13 protein-coding genes are annotated in these 17,212 nt (G+C 48.5%); 5 read left to right on the top strand and 8 right to left on the bottom strand.

Annotated features, from left to right (window positions below; translation table 11 throughout):
• The first annotated feature begins 77 nt into the window (after positions 1–77).
• Positions 78–1,061 carry an ATP-grasp domain-containing protein gene (locus C2M17_RS15590; RefSeq protein ID WP_105201624.1) on the top strand — a complete coding sequence of 328 codons (984 nt, stop codon included), beginning with the start codon at positions 78–80 and terminating at the stop codon, positions 1,059–1,061.
• Here C2M17_RS15590 and glsB read toward each other — a convergent pair.
• A complete protein-coding gene (gene glsB / locus C2M17_RS15585) occupies positions 1,047–1,967 on the bottom strand; it encodes a glutaminase B (protein WP_105201623.1) in 921 nt (306 codons plus the stop codon). The genes C2M17_RS15590 and glsB overlap by 15 nt on opposite strands.
• A 292-nt stretch (positions 1,968–2,259) precedes the next feature.
• Between glsB and C2M17_RS15580 the strand changes: the two genes are divergently transcribed.
• Positions 2,260–3,462, top strand: a complete 1,203-nt coding sequence (locus tag C2M17_RS15580; protein ID WP_105201622.1) for an anhydro-N-acetylmuramic acid kinase — start codon at positions 2,260–2,262, stop codon at positions 3,460–3,462.
• Positions 3,463–3,604: 142 nt separating this feature from the next.
• On the opposite strand, the gene C2M17_RS15575 is transcribed toward C2M17_RS15580, so the two are convergent.
• From C2M17_RS15575 to soxR, 4 genes are all read right to left on the bottom strand, one after another.
• Complete coding sequence (locus tag C2M17_RS15575) at positions 3,605–4,099, bottom strand: hypothetical protein (protein ID WP_105201621.1); 495 nt, start codon at positions 4,097–4,099, stop codon at positions 3,605–3,607.
• 299 nt (positions 4,100–4,398) lie between these two features.
• A complete protein-coding gene (locus tag C2M17_RS15570; protein ID WP_105201620.1) occupies positions 4,399–4,914 on the bottom strand; it encodes a hypothetical protein in 516 nt (171 codons plus the stop codon).
• Between the two features lie 137 nt (positions 4,915–5,051).
• Positions 5,052–6,251, bottom strand: coding sequence for an Nramp family divalent metal transporter (locus C2M17_RS15565; protein WP_105201619.1), 1,200 nt, complete (start codon positions 6,249–6,251; stop codon positions 5,052–5,054).
• Positions 6,252–6,338: 87 nt separating this feature from the next.
• Complete coding sequence (gene soxR, locus C2M17_RS15560; protein WP_105201618.1) at positions 6,339–6,803, bottom strand: redox-sensitive transcriptional activator SoxR; 465 nt, start codon at positions 6,801–6,803, stop codon at positions 6,339–6,341.
• Positions 6,804–6,869: 66 nt separating this feature from the next.
• On the opposite strand from soxR, the gene C2M17_RS15555 reads away from it, so the two are divergent.
• Together C2M17_RS15555 and C2M17_RS15550 are read left to right on the top strand one after the other, a co-directional pair.
• A complete protein-coding gene (locus tag C2M17_RS15555; RefSeq protein ID WP_105201617.1) occupies positions 6,870–7,421 on the top strand; it encodes a flavodoxin family protein in 552 nt (183 codons plus the stop codon).
• Between the two features lie 394 nt (positions 7,422–7,815).
• Positions 7,816–10,668 (top strand): TonB-dependent receptor domain-containing protein, encoded by a 2,853-nt coding sequence (locus tag C2M17_RS15550; protein WP_105201616.1) that lies wholly within the window; start codon positions 7,816–7,818, stop codon positions 10,666–10,668.
• Between the two features lie 368 nt (positions 10,669–11,036).
• On the opposite strand, the gene C2M17_RS15545 is transcribed toward C2M17_RS15550, so the two are convergent.
• The 3 genes from C2M17_RS15545 to C2M17_RS15535 all read right to left on the bottom strand — a co-directional run bounded on the left by C2M17_RS15545 (position 11,037) and on the right by C2M17_RS15535 (position 15,990).
• Positions 11,037–13,100, bottom strand: coding sequence for a S9 family peptidase (locus tag C2M17_RS15545; protein WP_105201615.1), 2,064 nt, complete (start codon positions 13,098–13,100; stop codon positions 11,037–11,039).
• Between the two features lie 361 nt (positions 13,101–13,461).
• Positions 13,462–14,856, bottom strand: coding sequence for a hypothetical protein (locus tag C2M17_RS15540; RefSeq protein WP_105201614.1), 1,395 nt, complete (start codon positions 14,854–14,856; stop codon positions 13,462–13,464).
• Positions 14,857–15,042: 186 nt separating this feature from the next.
• Positions 15,043–15,990 carry a LysR family transcriptional regulator gene (locus C2M17_RS15535; protein ID WP_105201613.1) on the bottom strand — a complete coding sequence of 316 codons (948 nt, stop codon included), beginning with the start codon at positions 15,988–15,990 and terminating at the stop codon, positions 15,043–15,045.
• A gap of 214 nt (positions 15,991–16,204) precedes the next feature.
• Between C2M17_RS15535 and C2M17_RS15530 the strand changes: the two genes are divergently transcribed.
• Entirely contained in the window at positions 16,205–17,212 is a 1,008-nt protein-coding gene (locus C2M17_RS15530; protein WP_105201612.1) for a zinc-binding dehydrogenase, read from the top strand.

Raw genomic sequence — 17,212 nt, 5'->3', positions numbered from 1 at the left:
CCACGATAAAATATTCTTGTTTTACCCATGTTGACGCTCAACGCATAATGCCGCCTTTTGCTTGTCGAGAGGGCACTATGCGCGGCTGGATTATCTACACTGATGGCGCCAATCTATTAAAACCAGAGCGGTATGAAATTGAACGGTTAGTGGCCGTTGCCAAAGAAGAAAATATCGAGCTGGAGGTCTATGCCCCGGATCAATTCGATCTGCTGGTGACCCGTGAAGACGATAAAAGTATCCTGATCGACGGCAAGCCCGTGCCCTTACCGGACTTTGTTATGCCGTGCATGGGTGCCGGCACCACCTATTTTGCCCTTGCCATTATCCGCCATTTGGAGCGCCTTGGGGTGTACTGCGTTAATGGTGCCCACGCCATTGAAACGGTCAAAGACAAGCTTTATGCCCAGCAAATCTTAGCCAAGCAAAATCTGCCGACACCGACCACCATGTTGGTTAAGTTCCCGGTAAATATCGCCCTGGTTGAACAGCAAATTGGTTTTCCCGTGGTGGTGAAAACCCTTTCCGGCTCGCAGGGCAGCGGTGTATTCCTGAGCAAAACCCGCAATGAATTTGACGATTTGATGCAGCTTATTGAGGCGACCAGCCCTCAGGCCAATATTATTTTGCAGCAGTTTGTTAAAAGCAGCCATGGTCGTGATTTAAGGGTTCTGACCATAGGTGGCAGAGCGGTTGCCTGCATGGAGCGCAACAGTGGTGGCGATAACTTTAAGGCCAATGTCAGCGCCGGCGGCACAGGCTCCTTGTATGCCATTACCCCGGAAATCGAATGGTTGGCAACGCAAACCGCCAATGCCCTGGACTTGGATGTGGCTGGTATCGATTTACTGTTCGATGAGCAGCACTTTAAAATTTGTGAAGCCAACTCCAGCCCGGGTTTTGAAGGCCTGGAGCAGGCCACTGCCATAGATGTGGCGCGAGAGATCTTCCACTTTATTCGCATTCGCCTGGGTATTTTTGATAAGCCGCAGTCGGCGTCAAAAGCAGAGTCGAAAAAAGCGACTGCACAAGCCGCTCAGGAAGTGCTAGAAGAGCTGTAGTTTAAGCCTGTCGGCAAACTGCTCCAGCGCATAAATACCGGCGCTGGAGTTGCCGTATTCGTTGAGCTTAGGCGACCAGACCGCGACCGTAAACTTCCCCGGCACCACGGCAATAATGGCGCCGCCCACCCCGGATTTACCCGGCATACCGACCCGGTAGGCAAAATCCCCTGCAGCATCATACAAACCACTGGTAAAGAGCAGGGAATTGAGCTGGGAGTTTTGCTTGGCGGCAAGAATGCGCCGCTTTGAGGCCACATCAACGCCCCTGTTTGCCAGATAGGAAAAGGTGCGCGCCAATTCGGCACAATTCATCTCGATGGCACAAAAGCCGAAATACACCTTCAACACTTCTTCCACTTCGTTTTCAAAGTTATTAAAGGACGCCATCAAATAGGCCATGGCCGCGTTGCGGTGACGGTGCTGATACTCGGATCGCGATACCCGCTGATTGATATTGATACGCGGGTTGCCGCTGAGCTGACGCACGGTTGCCAGCATATGATGGGTGGGCGCACTGAGACGCGAATAAAGCGCATCGCAGGTGACTATAGCGCCGGCGTTGATAAAGGGATTGCGGGGAATACCCTGCTCAAATTCGAGCTGGGTCAGGGAGTTAAAGGCCGTGCCCGAGGGCTCCTTGCCTACCCGTTGCCACAGGGTATCGCCATAGCGCTGCAGCGCCAGGGTGAGGGTCAAAACCTTGGAAACTGACTGAATGCTAAAGCACTGTTCGCTGTCGCCGCTGAAATAGCTCTGTCCATCAACTGTATGCACCGCCATGGCAAACTGCTCACCTTTTACCTCGGCGAGCGCCGGAATATAACTGGCTACCTCGCCTGCCATCTCAGGCAAACGGGCCCGAACGTCCGCGCTAATGTCGTCAATTACCTGTTGGATATTCATAGCACCCCATTTACTACCTAGCGAAAACGCAATAATACGCAATACCGCGGGCGCTAAAAAGAGGCACGCAGAAATTTACCCGCCTCCTGATAACAGGGAGGTGGCGCAGCATATATAACGACCAAGTTGCAAAAGCATGATCTAGAATTTTTGCTTTAAGGCGTTGTTGCGTATTGAATAGCGCAAAAATGCGCACAAATATCCATCTCTACGGGAATAAGATGCGGACGGGATTTGAGTTCTGCCGGTCATTCGCTTAGATTGGCGGTAATTAAATTTTAGGTTCCCCCCTATGCATGCACATATTGAACGCCTTTATGATATCGCCGCCAAGTCGGAGCGACTTATTATCGGATTAATGAGTGGCACGTCCATGGATGGCCTTGATGTGGCTCTGTGTCGTATTCGCGGCGCCGGCTCGAATACTCAGGTGGATGTGCTGCAATTTACCACTTGCCCCTACCCCGAAAGCTATCAGCAGCGGGTGCGCCAGATTTTTGCCAGGCGCGATATAGATCTGCAGCACCTCACCTTGCTCAATCCCTGGATAGGACAGTTGCACGGGCAATTGGTCAATGCGTGTCTGGCAAGTTGGCATATAGACCCACAGAGTGTTGATATCATCGCCAGTCACGGGCAAACCGTTTATCATTGCCCGCAAAGTCAGCATGGGCTTAGCGATTATGGTAATGCCACGCTGCAACTTGGCGATGGCTGTCACCTGGCGCGAGAAACTGGAATTATTACCCTGAGTGATTTTCGCCAAAAACACATAGCCGCAGGAGGTGAAGGGGCGCCCTTGGCCGCCTATGGTGATTATTGGTATTTCGCCAGCGGTGATGAGCATAGGGTGCTGTTGAATATGGGCGGTATTGCCAATCTGACTGTGCTGGCGAAAGATGCGCCGTTAGAGCAGACTTTATGCGCCGATATTGGCCCAGGCAATACCATGCTAGATGCCTATGTGCAGCGCTACTTTGCTCCTCTTGAATATGATAAAGAGAGTGCTTTGGCAAAGCAGGGCAAGGTTGCACCGGCATTGCTGCAAGCGCTCACGGCCCACCCCTTTCTTGCCAAGGCGATGCCCAAGACCACGGGACCGGAAGTGTTTAACCTCACCTATTTGGCACAATGCCAAACGCAGAGTCACACTCAGGAGTTGGGCCATTACGATGTGCTGGCGACCTTGTGCGAGTTTGCGGCGCTGGAAATTGCCAGGCAGCTGAATAGCTTGGCGGAAAAACTCGGTGACATTAAGGTGTATGCCAGTGGTGGTGGTATTCATAACCCCTTACTGATGGCCCGCATTAGGGCGCATTGCAGTGCAGGTATAGAGCTAAATTCATTGCAGCAACTGGGCATCAATCCGGATGCTAAGGAAGCCGTATTGTTTGCCCTGCTGGCCAATGACACCTTGGCGGGCAGCGCAACCAGTGAGGCTGGTCACCCGGGCATGCCGGGCGTTACCATGGGGAAAGTCAGCTTTCCTGATTAATACCAATTCTGTTAAGTATGTGAGCAGATATAGCGCTGGATAAATGATGTGATAACAAGGCGGAATTTTTCTTATGTAGTTATTCTACATAAGGAAAGTTCCAACGCAGTTAGCACGCTATTTAGCCCGCTAGAATGATTAGCTATTTAAATGAATTGGTATCACCCCAAATACGTTGGCAGTAGTCAACCAAACGGCGGGCTTTGGATTTACTTTGCAGGCCAGGGGTTAGGCTTTCGTACAGGCTTTGCGGGTGCAAATGAACGCTGAACTGAGCGCTTTCTTTGATGATCTCATGGCGACCATGAAGGCTCAGCTGTAACAGGCCTTGTCCCTGAACTTGCTGTTGCATCGACTCAGCGCCTGGGCTTAGGGTCAGCACCACCATGGTGCTTAGAAGATCGCGCTCATGGACGCTATGGCGCGCCTGCAACAAGGCATGGCGCTGTTCGGCAAAGCTCACGCTAGCATGAAGACAGTCCCCGGGTTGGGCATTGTTCGGCAGACGGCAAAGCAGTTGCGGCAACTGTTCGGGCGCGCCTAAAAGCACGGGCTGCTGCGTTAAACTATCAAAGTCTGCTAAAGCATTGTCGTTACGCAGTGAAAACACTGCCAACGGAGAGCGAAACTGGGTCATATCCTGTCAATTATTGCCGATTTGCGGACAATTATGCGCTATAAATATGACGGTTTTATGACTTAGTTTGAAATTTATACTGTAGGTCGGAGTTTACCGCCATGGATGGCGGTAGTAGAACAATGCAGGAGCACATTGTCGAAAACCCCGACAATAGAGCACATTAGCCAAGCTAAAGCCTCGCCCACGGATAATCGCAGCTATTCTCGTGTAGGCAACAATGCAAGAGCAATTGCCGATAGCCCCGACAACGATGCATACTATTCTCTTTTTGTCGGCGCGAAGCACCGACCTACAGGCTATTTAAACACCACTTCTTTTTGCGAGCGGCTGTAGTGACGCTTTTGTTCCGGGGTCCATTCACCATTTTTTAAATATTGTGTTGTGACCACAAACTGCCCGTCTACGTATGAGCTGGTGGATTTCACCCGAGTGATCCCTTCACTGCTGCCGCTCACATCTTCATAAGCAACAAAAGAGCCGTCGTCAGTGACTTCTAATGTACCCTGAGTATAAAAGTCGGCGGTGGTGAAGTAGTAGAACACCAGGGATTCTTTACCTTTATCCCAAAAAATCAGAGATTCTCCGCCATAGGCACCGTCATTAATACTGTGCATAGTGCGTATCGCAGTACCGTTAAGTGCTCGTTCCCACTTGCCCACATCGGTGACATCAGGTTGTTCGGGGCCCATGCTGAAGGTTGACTCCCAGGTACCCAGGTAAGGTTCGAACACTTGCAGTTCGCTGGCAAGTTTGCCGTTGGCATTTGCTAGATGGGTACAAAGGAGCAAGAGGGTGCTGATCAGGTATTTCATCGGTATCTCTAATTGTGAATGTTTTGTTGCACTAAGAGTGAGCGAAATTTGCTGATGGATCAAGAAAGAAGCAATGAATACAGCAAATTAGTATGTACACCCTAGGCCCTTTGCGGACAATAAAGGAGCTTCAGGCATTAGAGCAGTGAAACTAGCTTATAAGCACTTAAACCTACCACGGTAATAATGACAGGCAGGCTCAAGAGGTTCACGAGCCAGCCATTTTTATACTGACCCATAACGGCTTTGTTATTGAGAAGCCACAATAAATAGATACAAACTATGGGCAGCAGCAAGGCATTGCTGGCCTGGGCAAAGATGATCACGGCGACGGGGTCGAGTCCGAGGCTCGCTACCACAGCGCCAAATACCAAGATGGCAATGGCCACCAGTTTAAAGCGGGTGTCTTCTACCTTGTCTTTACCGCCGAGCATGCCACAAACGGCATAGGCACCGGCTAATGGAGCGGTAATGGCACTGGTGAGGCCGGCGGCAAACAAGCCGATGGCAAAGAAGTACTGAGCATAGGTGCCGAGCAGGGGCTCAAGCTGTTTAGCCATGGTGGCGGCATTGAGAGTACCCGTTTGTTGGCCAAAGAAGGCAACACTGGCGGTGGCGACTATGGCCAGGGTGATCAGGCCGCCAAGACCAACCGACAGTCCGGTATCCCAATTATGAACACGAATGGCCTGGTCTACCTCCTGTTGCCGGGTATCTTCCCTGGCAATGACTCCCGAGTGTAAAAACAAGTTATAAGGCACTATGGTGGTGCCTATCAGCGCCAGCACTGTGGTTAATGAGTCAGTTGGCAGGCTGGGCTTAAAACCGGCAAAGAGATCGCTAAGGGATGGTTGGGCAAGCACCATGGTAGCGACAAACACCACACTCATAACACCAACCAGAAGTATCAAGGTGCGCTCAATCAGCTTGTATTTGCCGCTATAAAGAAGCAGGGCGCTGACCAGGGCTATGACGGGTGTCCAGATGCTTCCGGTGTGCTGGCCGAACAGACCTTGTAAGCCGAGACTGGCGCCGCTGAGGTTACCTGCCTCGTAAGCGGCGCTGCCGATACCTATGGCGCTGATCACTAAAAAGATCGCCAGATACTTTAATAAGGGTTGATTAATATTGGCGCGCAGGGCCGGTGCTAGACCTTGCCCGCTTACCAGGGCTAGGCGGGCGGCCATAGTCTGCAATAAAATGGTGGCAACGACCGAAAATAACAGCGCCCATAGCAGGGTAAATCCGAAATTGGCACCGGCTACCGATGCGGTGGTAATGGTGCCTGGACCGATAAAAGCGGCGGCAACGAGCAGGCCGGGACCGAACTTCTTCATATTGTTAACCCTGTCATTTTTGCGCCAATTTAACTGGGCGCTATTTATTATTTTTTTTCGCAGTTAATAAGATATAGAAAAGCGGGTCTAATCTCCACTTCGTTCTAGTTCTGGATGTTCGAGTAACACGGCGCCACTGTCTTGCTCGCCCAGGTAGTCGTCGGAATTGTAAATGGGACAATTTTCCATGGACAGGCAGCCGCACCCAATGCAGCCGTCGACCCTGTCTCTAAGCCTTTGCATATAGGCAATTTTCTCATCCAATTGCCGCTGCCAATGCTGCGCCAACTGTTGCCAGTCGGCTTTTGTTGGGGTGCGCTTGTCCGGTAGGGTACTGAGTGTTTCTTTTATTTCTTCAAGGGTGATGCCCATTTTCTGCGCAGCTTTGATCACCGCAATGCGCCTGAGCACATCACGTTTATAACGGCGCTGGTTACCCTGGTTGCGCCAGCTGCGAATAAGCCCTTTTTTTTCGTAAAAGTGTAATGCTGAAATGCTCACGCCGGCGCGGTTGGCCACCAGTCCCACGGACAAGTTCGCTTCTAGTGTCATGTTTCTTGACCTAAACTTAAGTTGAGCTTTTAGCCTATTGCTAAACTTCAAATAAGGCAATTAGTTATGACTCAACACATTATTATTTTCAGCAGTGCCAGACGCCACGGTAACACTTATAAAGCGGCACAAACGCTGGCGCGGCGATTAAATACCTACATCTTGTTTTTAGACGATTTTAGAATAAAACCTTATTGCTATGAAATAAATAAGTATAACAATGATGGCGAGGATGATTTCCAAGCACTAATGGCTAAATTACTAACGTTTGAGCATTGGGTTTTTGCCTCACCAATGTACTGGTATAACACCACACCTCAGCTAAAGAACTTCTTTGATCGCCTCACCGAATATATGACTGAACACGAGTTGCGTCCGCAATTGAGACTATTGCGTAAAAAGCAAATGTCGCTGCTGTCTACCAGCAATGTAGAACTAGGCCTAGACGCATTTGCCGCGCCATTTAAGTTAAGTGCTGAATATTTGGGGATGAGATTTATGTCCCATTACCATGCAGCTGCTAACACACCTGAAGAAATAGCAATTTGTTCACAAGGAAAGCCTTTGAAAGCAAACTTATGGCATCGTTTATTCGTTGGGGTAATGGAAAAAAAGTAGCAGCCAAATAAAACCTTGTTAGGACATTTAGCAAAGGAAATAAATTATAACTATATGAATTTAAACTGCTTTATTTAAATTCACGTTGTTGCTATTTTCAAACCAAACTGTTTTTTATTTTCATTTCTACTCTTTTTTGTCAAGTGAAAAAATGAATTAAAGGGTGTTAAATTGTATTATTTTGTACGGTTTAAGGCGGTATAAGCTTGATTGTTTCTTTAAGGTAAATTAAATACTTCACCCTAATGAGAAAGTGTGTATTTTTTTGTCTATTTTTGTTGTAAAAAGTTAGTAGAGTAGGTAAAACAAAACAGGGCCCAATCTCAACAAAGCTATTCAGCTCAATTTTTAAGGTACTTTGGGCAGTTCATAATAATAATGTTAGGGAATAAAAATGTTTAACAAATCTAAAATCGGCAGAGCGATTCAATACTCTTTGCTATTAGGCCTTAGTGCTACAGTTTCTAACAACGTATATGCGGAAGAAAATGAAGGCGCAGAAGACGTCGAACGCATTGAAGTAACAGGTTCTCGTATTTTACGTGAAGGCGCTATCGCACCATCTCCTGTCACAGTAATTACCGGTGACGCACTACAAAATTCTGGTGCTATCAACATCGGTGAAGCGTTGAACGAGCTTCCGTCTCTTGCACCAACGTTCTCATTGGCAAACTCGGGTCGCTTCATTGGTACCGCTGGTTTGAACATACTCGACCTGCGTAATATGGGTACTGATCGTACGCTTGTACTTGTAAACGGTAAACGACATGTTTCGAGCTCTGCCGGTAGTGCCTCTGTTGATACGAATACTATTCCTAGTGCTTGGGTAGAGCGTGTAGAAATCATCACAGGTGGTGCCTCAGCTGTATACGGTGCTGACGCTGTAACTGGTGTTGTAAACTTTATTCTTAAAGATAAAATCGAAGGGTTTTCGATCAATGGAACCCGTGGTTTTTCTGATTTAAGCGATTATAACAATGAAAAGGTAAGTCTTTCGTATGGTATGAACTTTGACGATGACAGAGGTAATATTGCCTTTGCCGCAGAGTACTCAGCACAAGACTCTCTTAATGCTTTGGACCACCCTTGGACATCTACGTCTTATCGTAGTTTGAGAAACCCAAATCAGACAGAAGCAAACAAAGACGATCCGAATGTTCCTGATTTTATTTACACTCCAAATGCAGGTTACTACGCAATCAACAATGCCGGTGTTTGGGATTTCTATGATTTCTCTCTAAACAACACGTTCAACCCTGATGGCTCTAACCGCGATATCTATATCGGTGATAAGGTAGACGGTATTGGTTGTGCTGACTGTGATTTCTTCAACCTTAATCAATTCAACGAAATTCAGCCTGAATTTGAGCGTTTTAACATAAACTTCAAAACCAGTTACGATTTTACCGATAACATGAATGGTTACTTTGAAGCTAAGTACGTTAAGAGTGAAGGCCAAAACATCGGTCAACCGGCATTCTTCTTCTACAACTTCAATAACGTTATTCAACGTGATAACCCATACCTAAGCAGTGACGTTGCAGGCATGATGGACGACGTTGGTGCTTCTGAGATTTTTGTTAACCGAATGATGACTGACTTAGGTCGTCGTATTGAAGATAATACCCGTGAAACTACTCGCTTCGTTGCTGGACTAGAAGGTGTAATCGCAGATGTTTGGGATTACGACTTTTCACTTGTTCACGGTGTAACTGATCTTGAGCGTGTCAACGGCAATAACATGATCATGGCAAACTACTTTAATGCGTTAGATGCAGTTCGTGATAATAGCGGAAATATCGTTTGTCGTAGTGAAGAAGCCCGTGCGGAAGGTTGTGTACCGGTAAACATTATGGGCTTCGGTGCGCCTACCCAAGAAGCAATTGATTATATTAATACAGTATCTAAAGGTACCAGCGAAATTAAGCAAACCGTTGTTTCTGCTTCAATTGCGAACGGTGCTATTTATGAGCTTCCTGCTGGTATGATTGGTTTTGCTGCTGGTGCTGAATACCGTAAAGAAGAAAGTGAAACCAAAGAGCCAGACAACGCAGTTGGTACTTTCTTTAACGTTCTTGGTGAAGACAAAGGTGACTTTGACGTAACTGAATTTTACACCGAGGTTTCAGTACCGTTAGTTTCTGATGTGACAGGTATCCAAGATCTAGTACTAGATGGTGCAATTCGTTTCTCAGACTACAGTACAATCGGCAACACAACGAGCTGGAAGTTAGGCCTAGACTGGACGGTAAATGATCAGTTACGTTTCCGTGCAACACAGTCAGAAGCTATTCGTGCTCCAAACATCGGTGAAATCTTCGGTGCTGCAAGTCAAACCTTCTATAATGTTGACGATCCGTGCCGCGCAGAAAACTTAAATGATCTTGCAAATAGTGACACGCGTCGCGCAAACTGTAGCGCTCTTGGTGTTCCTGCAGACTTCAATTCAGAGTATGACTCAGCGTCAATTGAAGGTTTAATCAGTGGTAACGAAAATGTCGATGCTGAAGAGTCGACAAGTACAACTGTAGGTCTGGTATATCAACCTGACTTCATTGAAAACTTCGTTGTTACTGTGGACTATTGGGAGATTGATCTTGAAGATGCAATCTCGGCGATTGGTGCTCAAGATATCCTAGATCGCTGTGTTGATAGTGAGTCCGGTATCAACAACCAATACTGTGCTTTGATTTCACGTGACGCTGGCTCGTCAGAAATCACTTTGATTCAAAACTCAGTACTAAACGTTGCTGGTCAAGAAGCTTCAGGTATTGACTTTGAGTTCGGATACGATTTCGATGCACTAGATGGTTCATTCAAAACTAAGTTAATCGGTACATACCTAATTGAGCGTAATGAGTTCCCGTTCCAGGACAACCCTGACGACGTTACAGAGTACGCAGGCACTACCGGTGAAGCAGAATGGCAAGCTAATATGAGCATTGACTATAGCCGAGATGGTTTCTTCACTACGTGGAGCACTCGCTATTTAGACGAAGTCAGCTTATATACTCCTCAGTCACTTGCTGACAATCCAAACCCTAATAGCTTAACCAAGTTCGGTTCTTACTTCATCTCTGATATGACAGTAGGTTATAACTTTGAATCTGGTTTGGGTGTTAAAGTGGGTGTAGACAACATCTTTAACCGTCGCTTACCAATTGGTACAAGTGGTACAGGTTCTGGTTCAGCATCTTATGACAACATCGGTCGATTTGGATATGTAAACGTATCTTACAAGTTCTAAAATATGAACCTGTGAGCTAAGATCTTTATTCAATTGATCCTAAAAAGATAGTTGAAATAAGCCCCACTTATTGGGGCTTTTTTATGCCTATCGTTAGGGAAATTATTGGCAAACAAAGAGGCATCAACTTTTTCAAGAGATGTTTTGTTATGCTGAGACTCAGTTAAAACAAAGTTTATGTTTTGAAAGCCTTAAAAACTAATGCACGGTGTAAAGCCTGCTTTTGAGTTGTTATCTATTAGATAGCATGCAAGCAACACTCTTCGCAGCGTGAGAATTTGAGGCTAATTATTGATCGCTTTTCTGGTCAGGGAAGAGGTAAATAAAAAAGCCACCTTGTGGTAAAGGTGGCTTAATGTAACAAAGCCTTAATCTTCTTTTTGTGCGTCTTTTACCGCTTTTAGTTTGGCGGCATGGTCAATCTCAAATTCAGGCATCTCTTTGTTGCCAGCCATCAAGTAGTTGTCCATCCAGCGCATTAAACGCAGGCTGTAGTCGTATTGCGCTGCAACCTTACGGTTACCATGGCCCTCACCCGGGTAGTACACCAGGCGTACGTCTTTACCTTGCACCTTCATATAGCGATATAGCTCCATGGATTGTGCTGGGTGAACGCGCGGGTCGTCTTTACCATGCATAATAAGCAAAGGTGTTTTTGACTGGCCGGCCCAGTAGATTGGGCTGCGCTCCAGGTACCACTGCCACTTATCCCAAGGGTAAGAGCGGGCGTGTACCAGGTGCATTTCGTTGGAAATATCCGTGGTACCAAACTTGGAAAGCTGGTTGGTTACACCCACAAACATCACGCTGGCGGCAAAGTGCTCGGTCAGTTTAGTTGCACCCCAGGCCGAGGCATAACCACCGTATGAACCACCGGTAATACCCACGCGCTTGCTGTCAACCAAACCCATATCTACTAGGTATTGCTTCATATCGACTAGGTCGTCGAACTCTTTACCTGCATAGTCGTTTTGACCCAGCTTAGAGTACTCAACGCCTTTACCCGTTGAACCACGGTAGTTAGGATAGAAAACCGCATAGCCGCGTGCTGCACCCATTTGGCCTGGATCTGAGTAACTTGTTACCCAGCCGTTTTTATCGTGGCTTTCAGGACCGCCGTGTACCGCCATGATCAGTGGGTAGGTTTTACCTTCTTCATAATCGAGCGGGTAAACCAGCACACCACCGATCTCAACGCCATCGCGGGCCTTGAAGGTCAGGGCTTCTTGTTTGGCGAAGCGCTTGTCGTTTAACCAAGGGTTTGAATCGCTTAAACGGGTCGCCTTAGAGCCGCGCACCATATACACCTCGTTCGGGTGCTTGGCGCTGTTGGCGCTCAGGGCCAGGGTTTTGTCTGAGTCGGAAATACTCAATGAGCCGGCGATAAACTTACCTTCTTTAACCAGCTTCTTGTATGTGTTTGAGCCAACCTTGATCTGACCGATAAAGCTCTCAGGGCTGACCTGGGCCACAAAGTTCAGGGTGTTGCGCTTGTTTGACCATTCAAAATCGCTGATATGGCCCATAAAGTCAGGCAGCCATTCGTTGATCTCACCGGTTTCGGTGTCCGCAAGGTATAAGCGGCCCGTTGCCGGGTCGTGCTTGTCATCGGCACCGAGAATCGCCACGTAGCGACCATCGTGCGACAGCTCGGCGGCGCCTAGCTTGCCTTCGGTTTTAAACGACAGGGTTACTTGCTTGGAGGCCAGATCGAACAGGTGCCATTGAGACTTCATGTACTTGTCGTCAATCAGCGCCGTTGGCTGGGTCTTAACCAATAGCTTTTTGCCATCGGCAGAGTAGTTCATATCGCTGACATAGCCGTCGATGCTGATGGCTTCTGGGTCAAGAGGCTTATCAGAGGCGGCAAGGTCAACCAGGTGCAGCTGTTTGTTATCCAGACCTAGCTCATACACTTCGGCCATAAAGCCAAGCTTTTTAAGCTCTTTTTCAGACTTGTCTTTGGCTGGCATGGCCAGTAGCGCTACCTGTTCACCATTGGGGCTTAGCTGATAGCTGGCAATGGCGCGGCCTTTAAGGGCCATGACTTTTTGTGCCTGACCACCATCGACAGGGATCTGGTACAGGGCAGTGAATTTATCGTCGCCAAGCTTGGCCAGGAAATAAACATGCTTGGCATCGGCAGACCAGCTGATGCTCTTAATATTGACCTTGCCGGTTATAAACGGACGTTCAACGCCTTCGTCATCAATAACATACAATTCGCTGTAGTTAAGACCGTTTTCGTCCTTGTAGAGCTCACGTGGCAGGGAGCGGGTAAAAGCAACCTGCTCGCCATCCGGGCTGATAGCGGTTTGTAAAACGCTTTTTATTTTTGGAATGTCTTCAACCGTGATGGTGTCATTGGCAAATGCTGGAGCGCTTACACCCACGGCCATGGCCAGGGCTAGCGTCGATTTCAATAATTTCATCTCTGTCCTTCGCTTGTTGTTATGCCAATTCTGTTAAGTATGTGATCAGATATAGCGCTGGATAAATGATGTGATAACAAGGCGGAATTTTTCCTATGTAGTTATTCTACATATTAAAATTCCAACACCGTTAGCACGATATTTAGCCCGCTAGAATGATTAGCTATTTAAGTGAATTGGTATTCGTGGTCGCTATTCTACAAAAGCGCACTGCGAAAGCCAGTGTTTGCGATTAAGCTCGTAATCGGTGGGTTAAACAACGGGTAGCAGTAAGATGTCGGTGGGAACTGGGGAGCAGCTACCCACCAACAGGGTTGGGATCTGGGTAAGGATCTCAGGCGCTAGGAGCTTATCCTGTCCGTCACTGAGCCAGCTCTTCGCCTTGCGCCGCCACCGTATGCAGGCTAGTAAGCTTGTAACCGGAAGTTGTGCTGGCATCGGCCTCTAAGATCATTATATAGTTACCATCGGCGGTCACATCTACCGCACCTTGTTGATGCAGCACTATCTCCTGACCATTATCCTCTAAAATGGCGTAAAATCCGTACGTCTTATCGAGTAGGGTTAAAGACTTGGCGCCATAGCTGTTTAGGCTGTCGAGATGATGTTCGGTTTGCGAAATGGGCTGACCATCTAGGGTAAAATAAATGTCCAGTTTATTAACCGGCAAACCGGCGTACTCATCGACCAGATTCACCACAGTCACCTGATGGCTGACGCTGTTAGGCACCAGGTTTTGCGCCACACTCATCAGTCTTGGGCCGTGTTCGGCATCCTTATAAAAAACGCCCAGAGCGCTTTGCTCCTGCTCCAGGGTTAGCAGGTAATTATCTACCAGGGTATTGCCTTGTTCATCAAGCATGGAAATGGAATAGCTGTTCGGTGCCAGTTGCAGTGTCTGCGACAATGTATCAGCCTGGGTGTTTGCGGTGCTTAGCTGGAAATCCCCCTTACTGGCGGTAAATTGAGCGCTTGGATACTCGTCCATGCTGTTGTAAAACTGCACCTGAGCCTGGGCATCCTTGTTTTTCAGGCTATAGGGAGTATTGCCATTGGTGATAATGTCCACCGTTAGATAGTCGCTGTTATTGTCATAACTGGGGCGAATGGCCATCACCAGGGCATCATCGACATTGATACGGGTTTCATCGGATTGCCAAATCGGCGTTGTGCTGCCGGCCTCGGTCAGGTAGAAGGTATAATCATCTATCTTATGCTCTGTGCTTGCACTCAGGGTTTCAAACATGGCCGAGCCAACCAGCTCTGATTGCTCGAATACACCATCATCCGCGGCCATATAAAGATCGAAATTACGTTCTGCATTGGTCACATTGAGCATTTGCAGTGAGAACATATCGCTGGTTTCACGGTAGGGCAAGTCGACACTTAGCAGCTTCTGCTCTTCGATATTGCCATACATCATGAGTAAGGTCTTAGTGTCGTTGCGAATACTTAAGTTATCGCTGATGATATCGACCAGATTACCCTGATCGTTACGGTATTGAATGGCAAAATCATAGTCATCCGTGGCGTAGCTGTGCGTTGACGTGACATTGCCAAGCTCCGCCGTGGTGCGCGCTACATCGGCGATGCTCAGGGTCATGGTCGGGCCATTGATGGTGCCGTTGTATAGCTGAATGCTGCCGGAGTCGCTGTTGCCGTCGGAGCTGCCGCCGCAACCGCTGAGGCTGACTAAGGCGGTGCCAGCAAGTGCCGCCAGGGTTGGCTTAAGACCTTTATTATTGTTGTGTTTCATACTTGATTCCATCGTGAACTAGATGCTCAGTATGACCCATAAAAAACAAAAAAATCCCATGTATTACATAGTATTACTCCGCTTAACAGATGTTTACACAAGTGTTAAAAAGTGTGCGATTTTACGCCGGATAATTACATATGTAGCGCCGCAGAAACCCGAGCGCTGTGCATCAACATAAGGCGCTTATTTAGGGCGATACAGGGAGTCCAGATCGGGGATATTCAACTCCCAGCGGGGCACGGTCTCGCCGATATAATGACGCACCGCATCCAACAATAAGCGGGTGCGCACAGGTAGATCGCGATGGGGGTAGAGGGCGTACATGGCGCTGTAGTCCGGCAGGTTTATCTCGCTCAGCAGCGGCTGCAATTGGCCAGAGGTGATCTCATCCTGGATCAGCAGCGCCGGCACCAGGCAATAGGCGGTGCCGGAAAGCACCTTGTCTATCAGCACCTCGCCATCATTGGAGGTATAGACGGCGTTGATCACCTGCTCGCAATGCTCACCTTCGGCATTGATATAGCTTATCGAGTCTAAGCGCTTATGGGAGCTGGTATAGGTGGCCGCGGGCAATGCGCCTAGCTCCTCCATGGTCCTAGGCTCGCCATAGGTGGCGATAAATTCCGGGCTGGCCAACAAGAGCATGCGGTTGCGGGCAATTTTACGGGCAATCAATGACGAATCTCTGGGCTCGCCGATGCGAAACGCCAGATCAAAGCCTTCGGAGATCATATCCACCGGGCGGTCGTCCAGACGCATATCCACATTGACCTGAGGAAAGCGTTTTTGGAAGTCGTTAATCACCGGCTGAATATAGCGTCGCCCCAGGGTGTGAGAGGTGGCGATGCGCAACAGACCGCGCGGTTCCTGATGGTAGTTTTCCGCCAGTTGCACTGTGTCGGCCAGCAGCATGCGTAAGTCTCGGGCCTTTTTGACCATTTCGGCTCCGGCGGCGGTCAATGAAAAGGAGCGGGTGGTGCGATTAAGTAAGCGTACGCCGAGCTCGTCTTCCAGTTTACTGATTTGTTTAGATATCACCGACCTGTCTATATTACGCATGGCCGCGGCCTTGGAAAAAGAACCCTGTTCCACTACCTCAAGTAGCATAATAAGTCGGCTGGTGGTATCCATAGCTGGCGTCTCGGTGGGGCAAGAATTTATTGATGCCATTCTGGCATTAATGTTTTTATAAAACCAGTGTATCTGATGACGTGGTGGTTATTTACCATGGTAAGGTTGAATCTTGGCGCCTATTTGCTCAGTATGAGTATTGCAGCGGCGTCAACCGCGATAATGATATTCGCCATCAGGCGTTGAAACCACTTTTTAATCATAGGAAATAGCTATGTCCGGCCCCAACCCCACCATGCAGGCTCTTGTACTACATGAAGCTTCGCCAAGTCTGGCGCTGCAGTTGCAAGAATTGCCGGTGCCGTCCATTGGTGCCAGCGAGGTGCTGGTGGAAGTCGAATATGTGGGTCTGAACCATATAGATGCGCGCCTTGGTGCGGAGGGCTTTTGTCGTTGGCAATATCCTCATGTGCTTGGCATTGATGCGGTAGGCACTGTTGTTGAGGCGCCGGTCGGCGTGTTTCCTAAGCGTGGCACCCGGGTGATCTTTACTACCAGTTTGGCGGATCAAGGGGTACTTAAGCGCTATACCAAGGTGGCCAATTATGCGGTTGCTGAAGTGCCCGAGTCCATCCCCAGTGCTGTGGCCGCCACCTTGCCCAATGCCGGGATGACGGCGCTGGCGGCGCTGGACAAAATTCAGCTGCAGGCCGGCGAGAGTATTTATATTAATTCCGGCTGTGGGGCGGTGGCTCACTTTGCCATTCAATATGCGCGTCAGCGCGGTGCCAAGGTATTTGTCAGTGCTCCTGAGCGTGAGCACGAGCGCATTAAGGGCTTGGGCGCCGATGTAGTCTTTGCCAGCACTGAAGAGCAACTGGCGCGGGATATTAAGCATGAACTCGGGCCCGATGGTTTTGACACTATACTCAATAGTTGTGGTGGTGACACCTTTGTTACCGATTTGGCGCATCTGCGCTTTGGCGGCCGTATTGCCTGCCTAAATGGCTTTGCCGAAATTCCTCAAGAGCTGTTATTTAGCCGCGCGCCCATTATCGCCGCCGTGTCTTTAGGCGGTGCCTGGCTGGCTAATAGCTTGTGTGCGCAGCAAAAATTAAGCTTTATGGGGCAACAGCTATTGCAGGATGTGGGTTCGGGTAAGATTCAGGCACCCGGCCATCGTATTTTGCCTTTTGATACCGAATTGGTGGGTGAAGCGCTGCGTCAACTCTATCAACAAAGTACCGCCGTGCGCCCCGTGGTAGCGGTTAAGCCACGCTGA

Origin of the sequence: Pseudoalteromonas sp. T1lg10, assembly GCF_002964545.1 — a bacterium.
Classification (GTDB): domain Bacteria; phylum Pseudomonadota; class Gammaproteobacteria; order Enterobacterales; family Alteromonadaceae; genus Pseudoalteromonas.
This window is presented reverse-complemented; position numbering and strand designations above follow the sequence as displayed.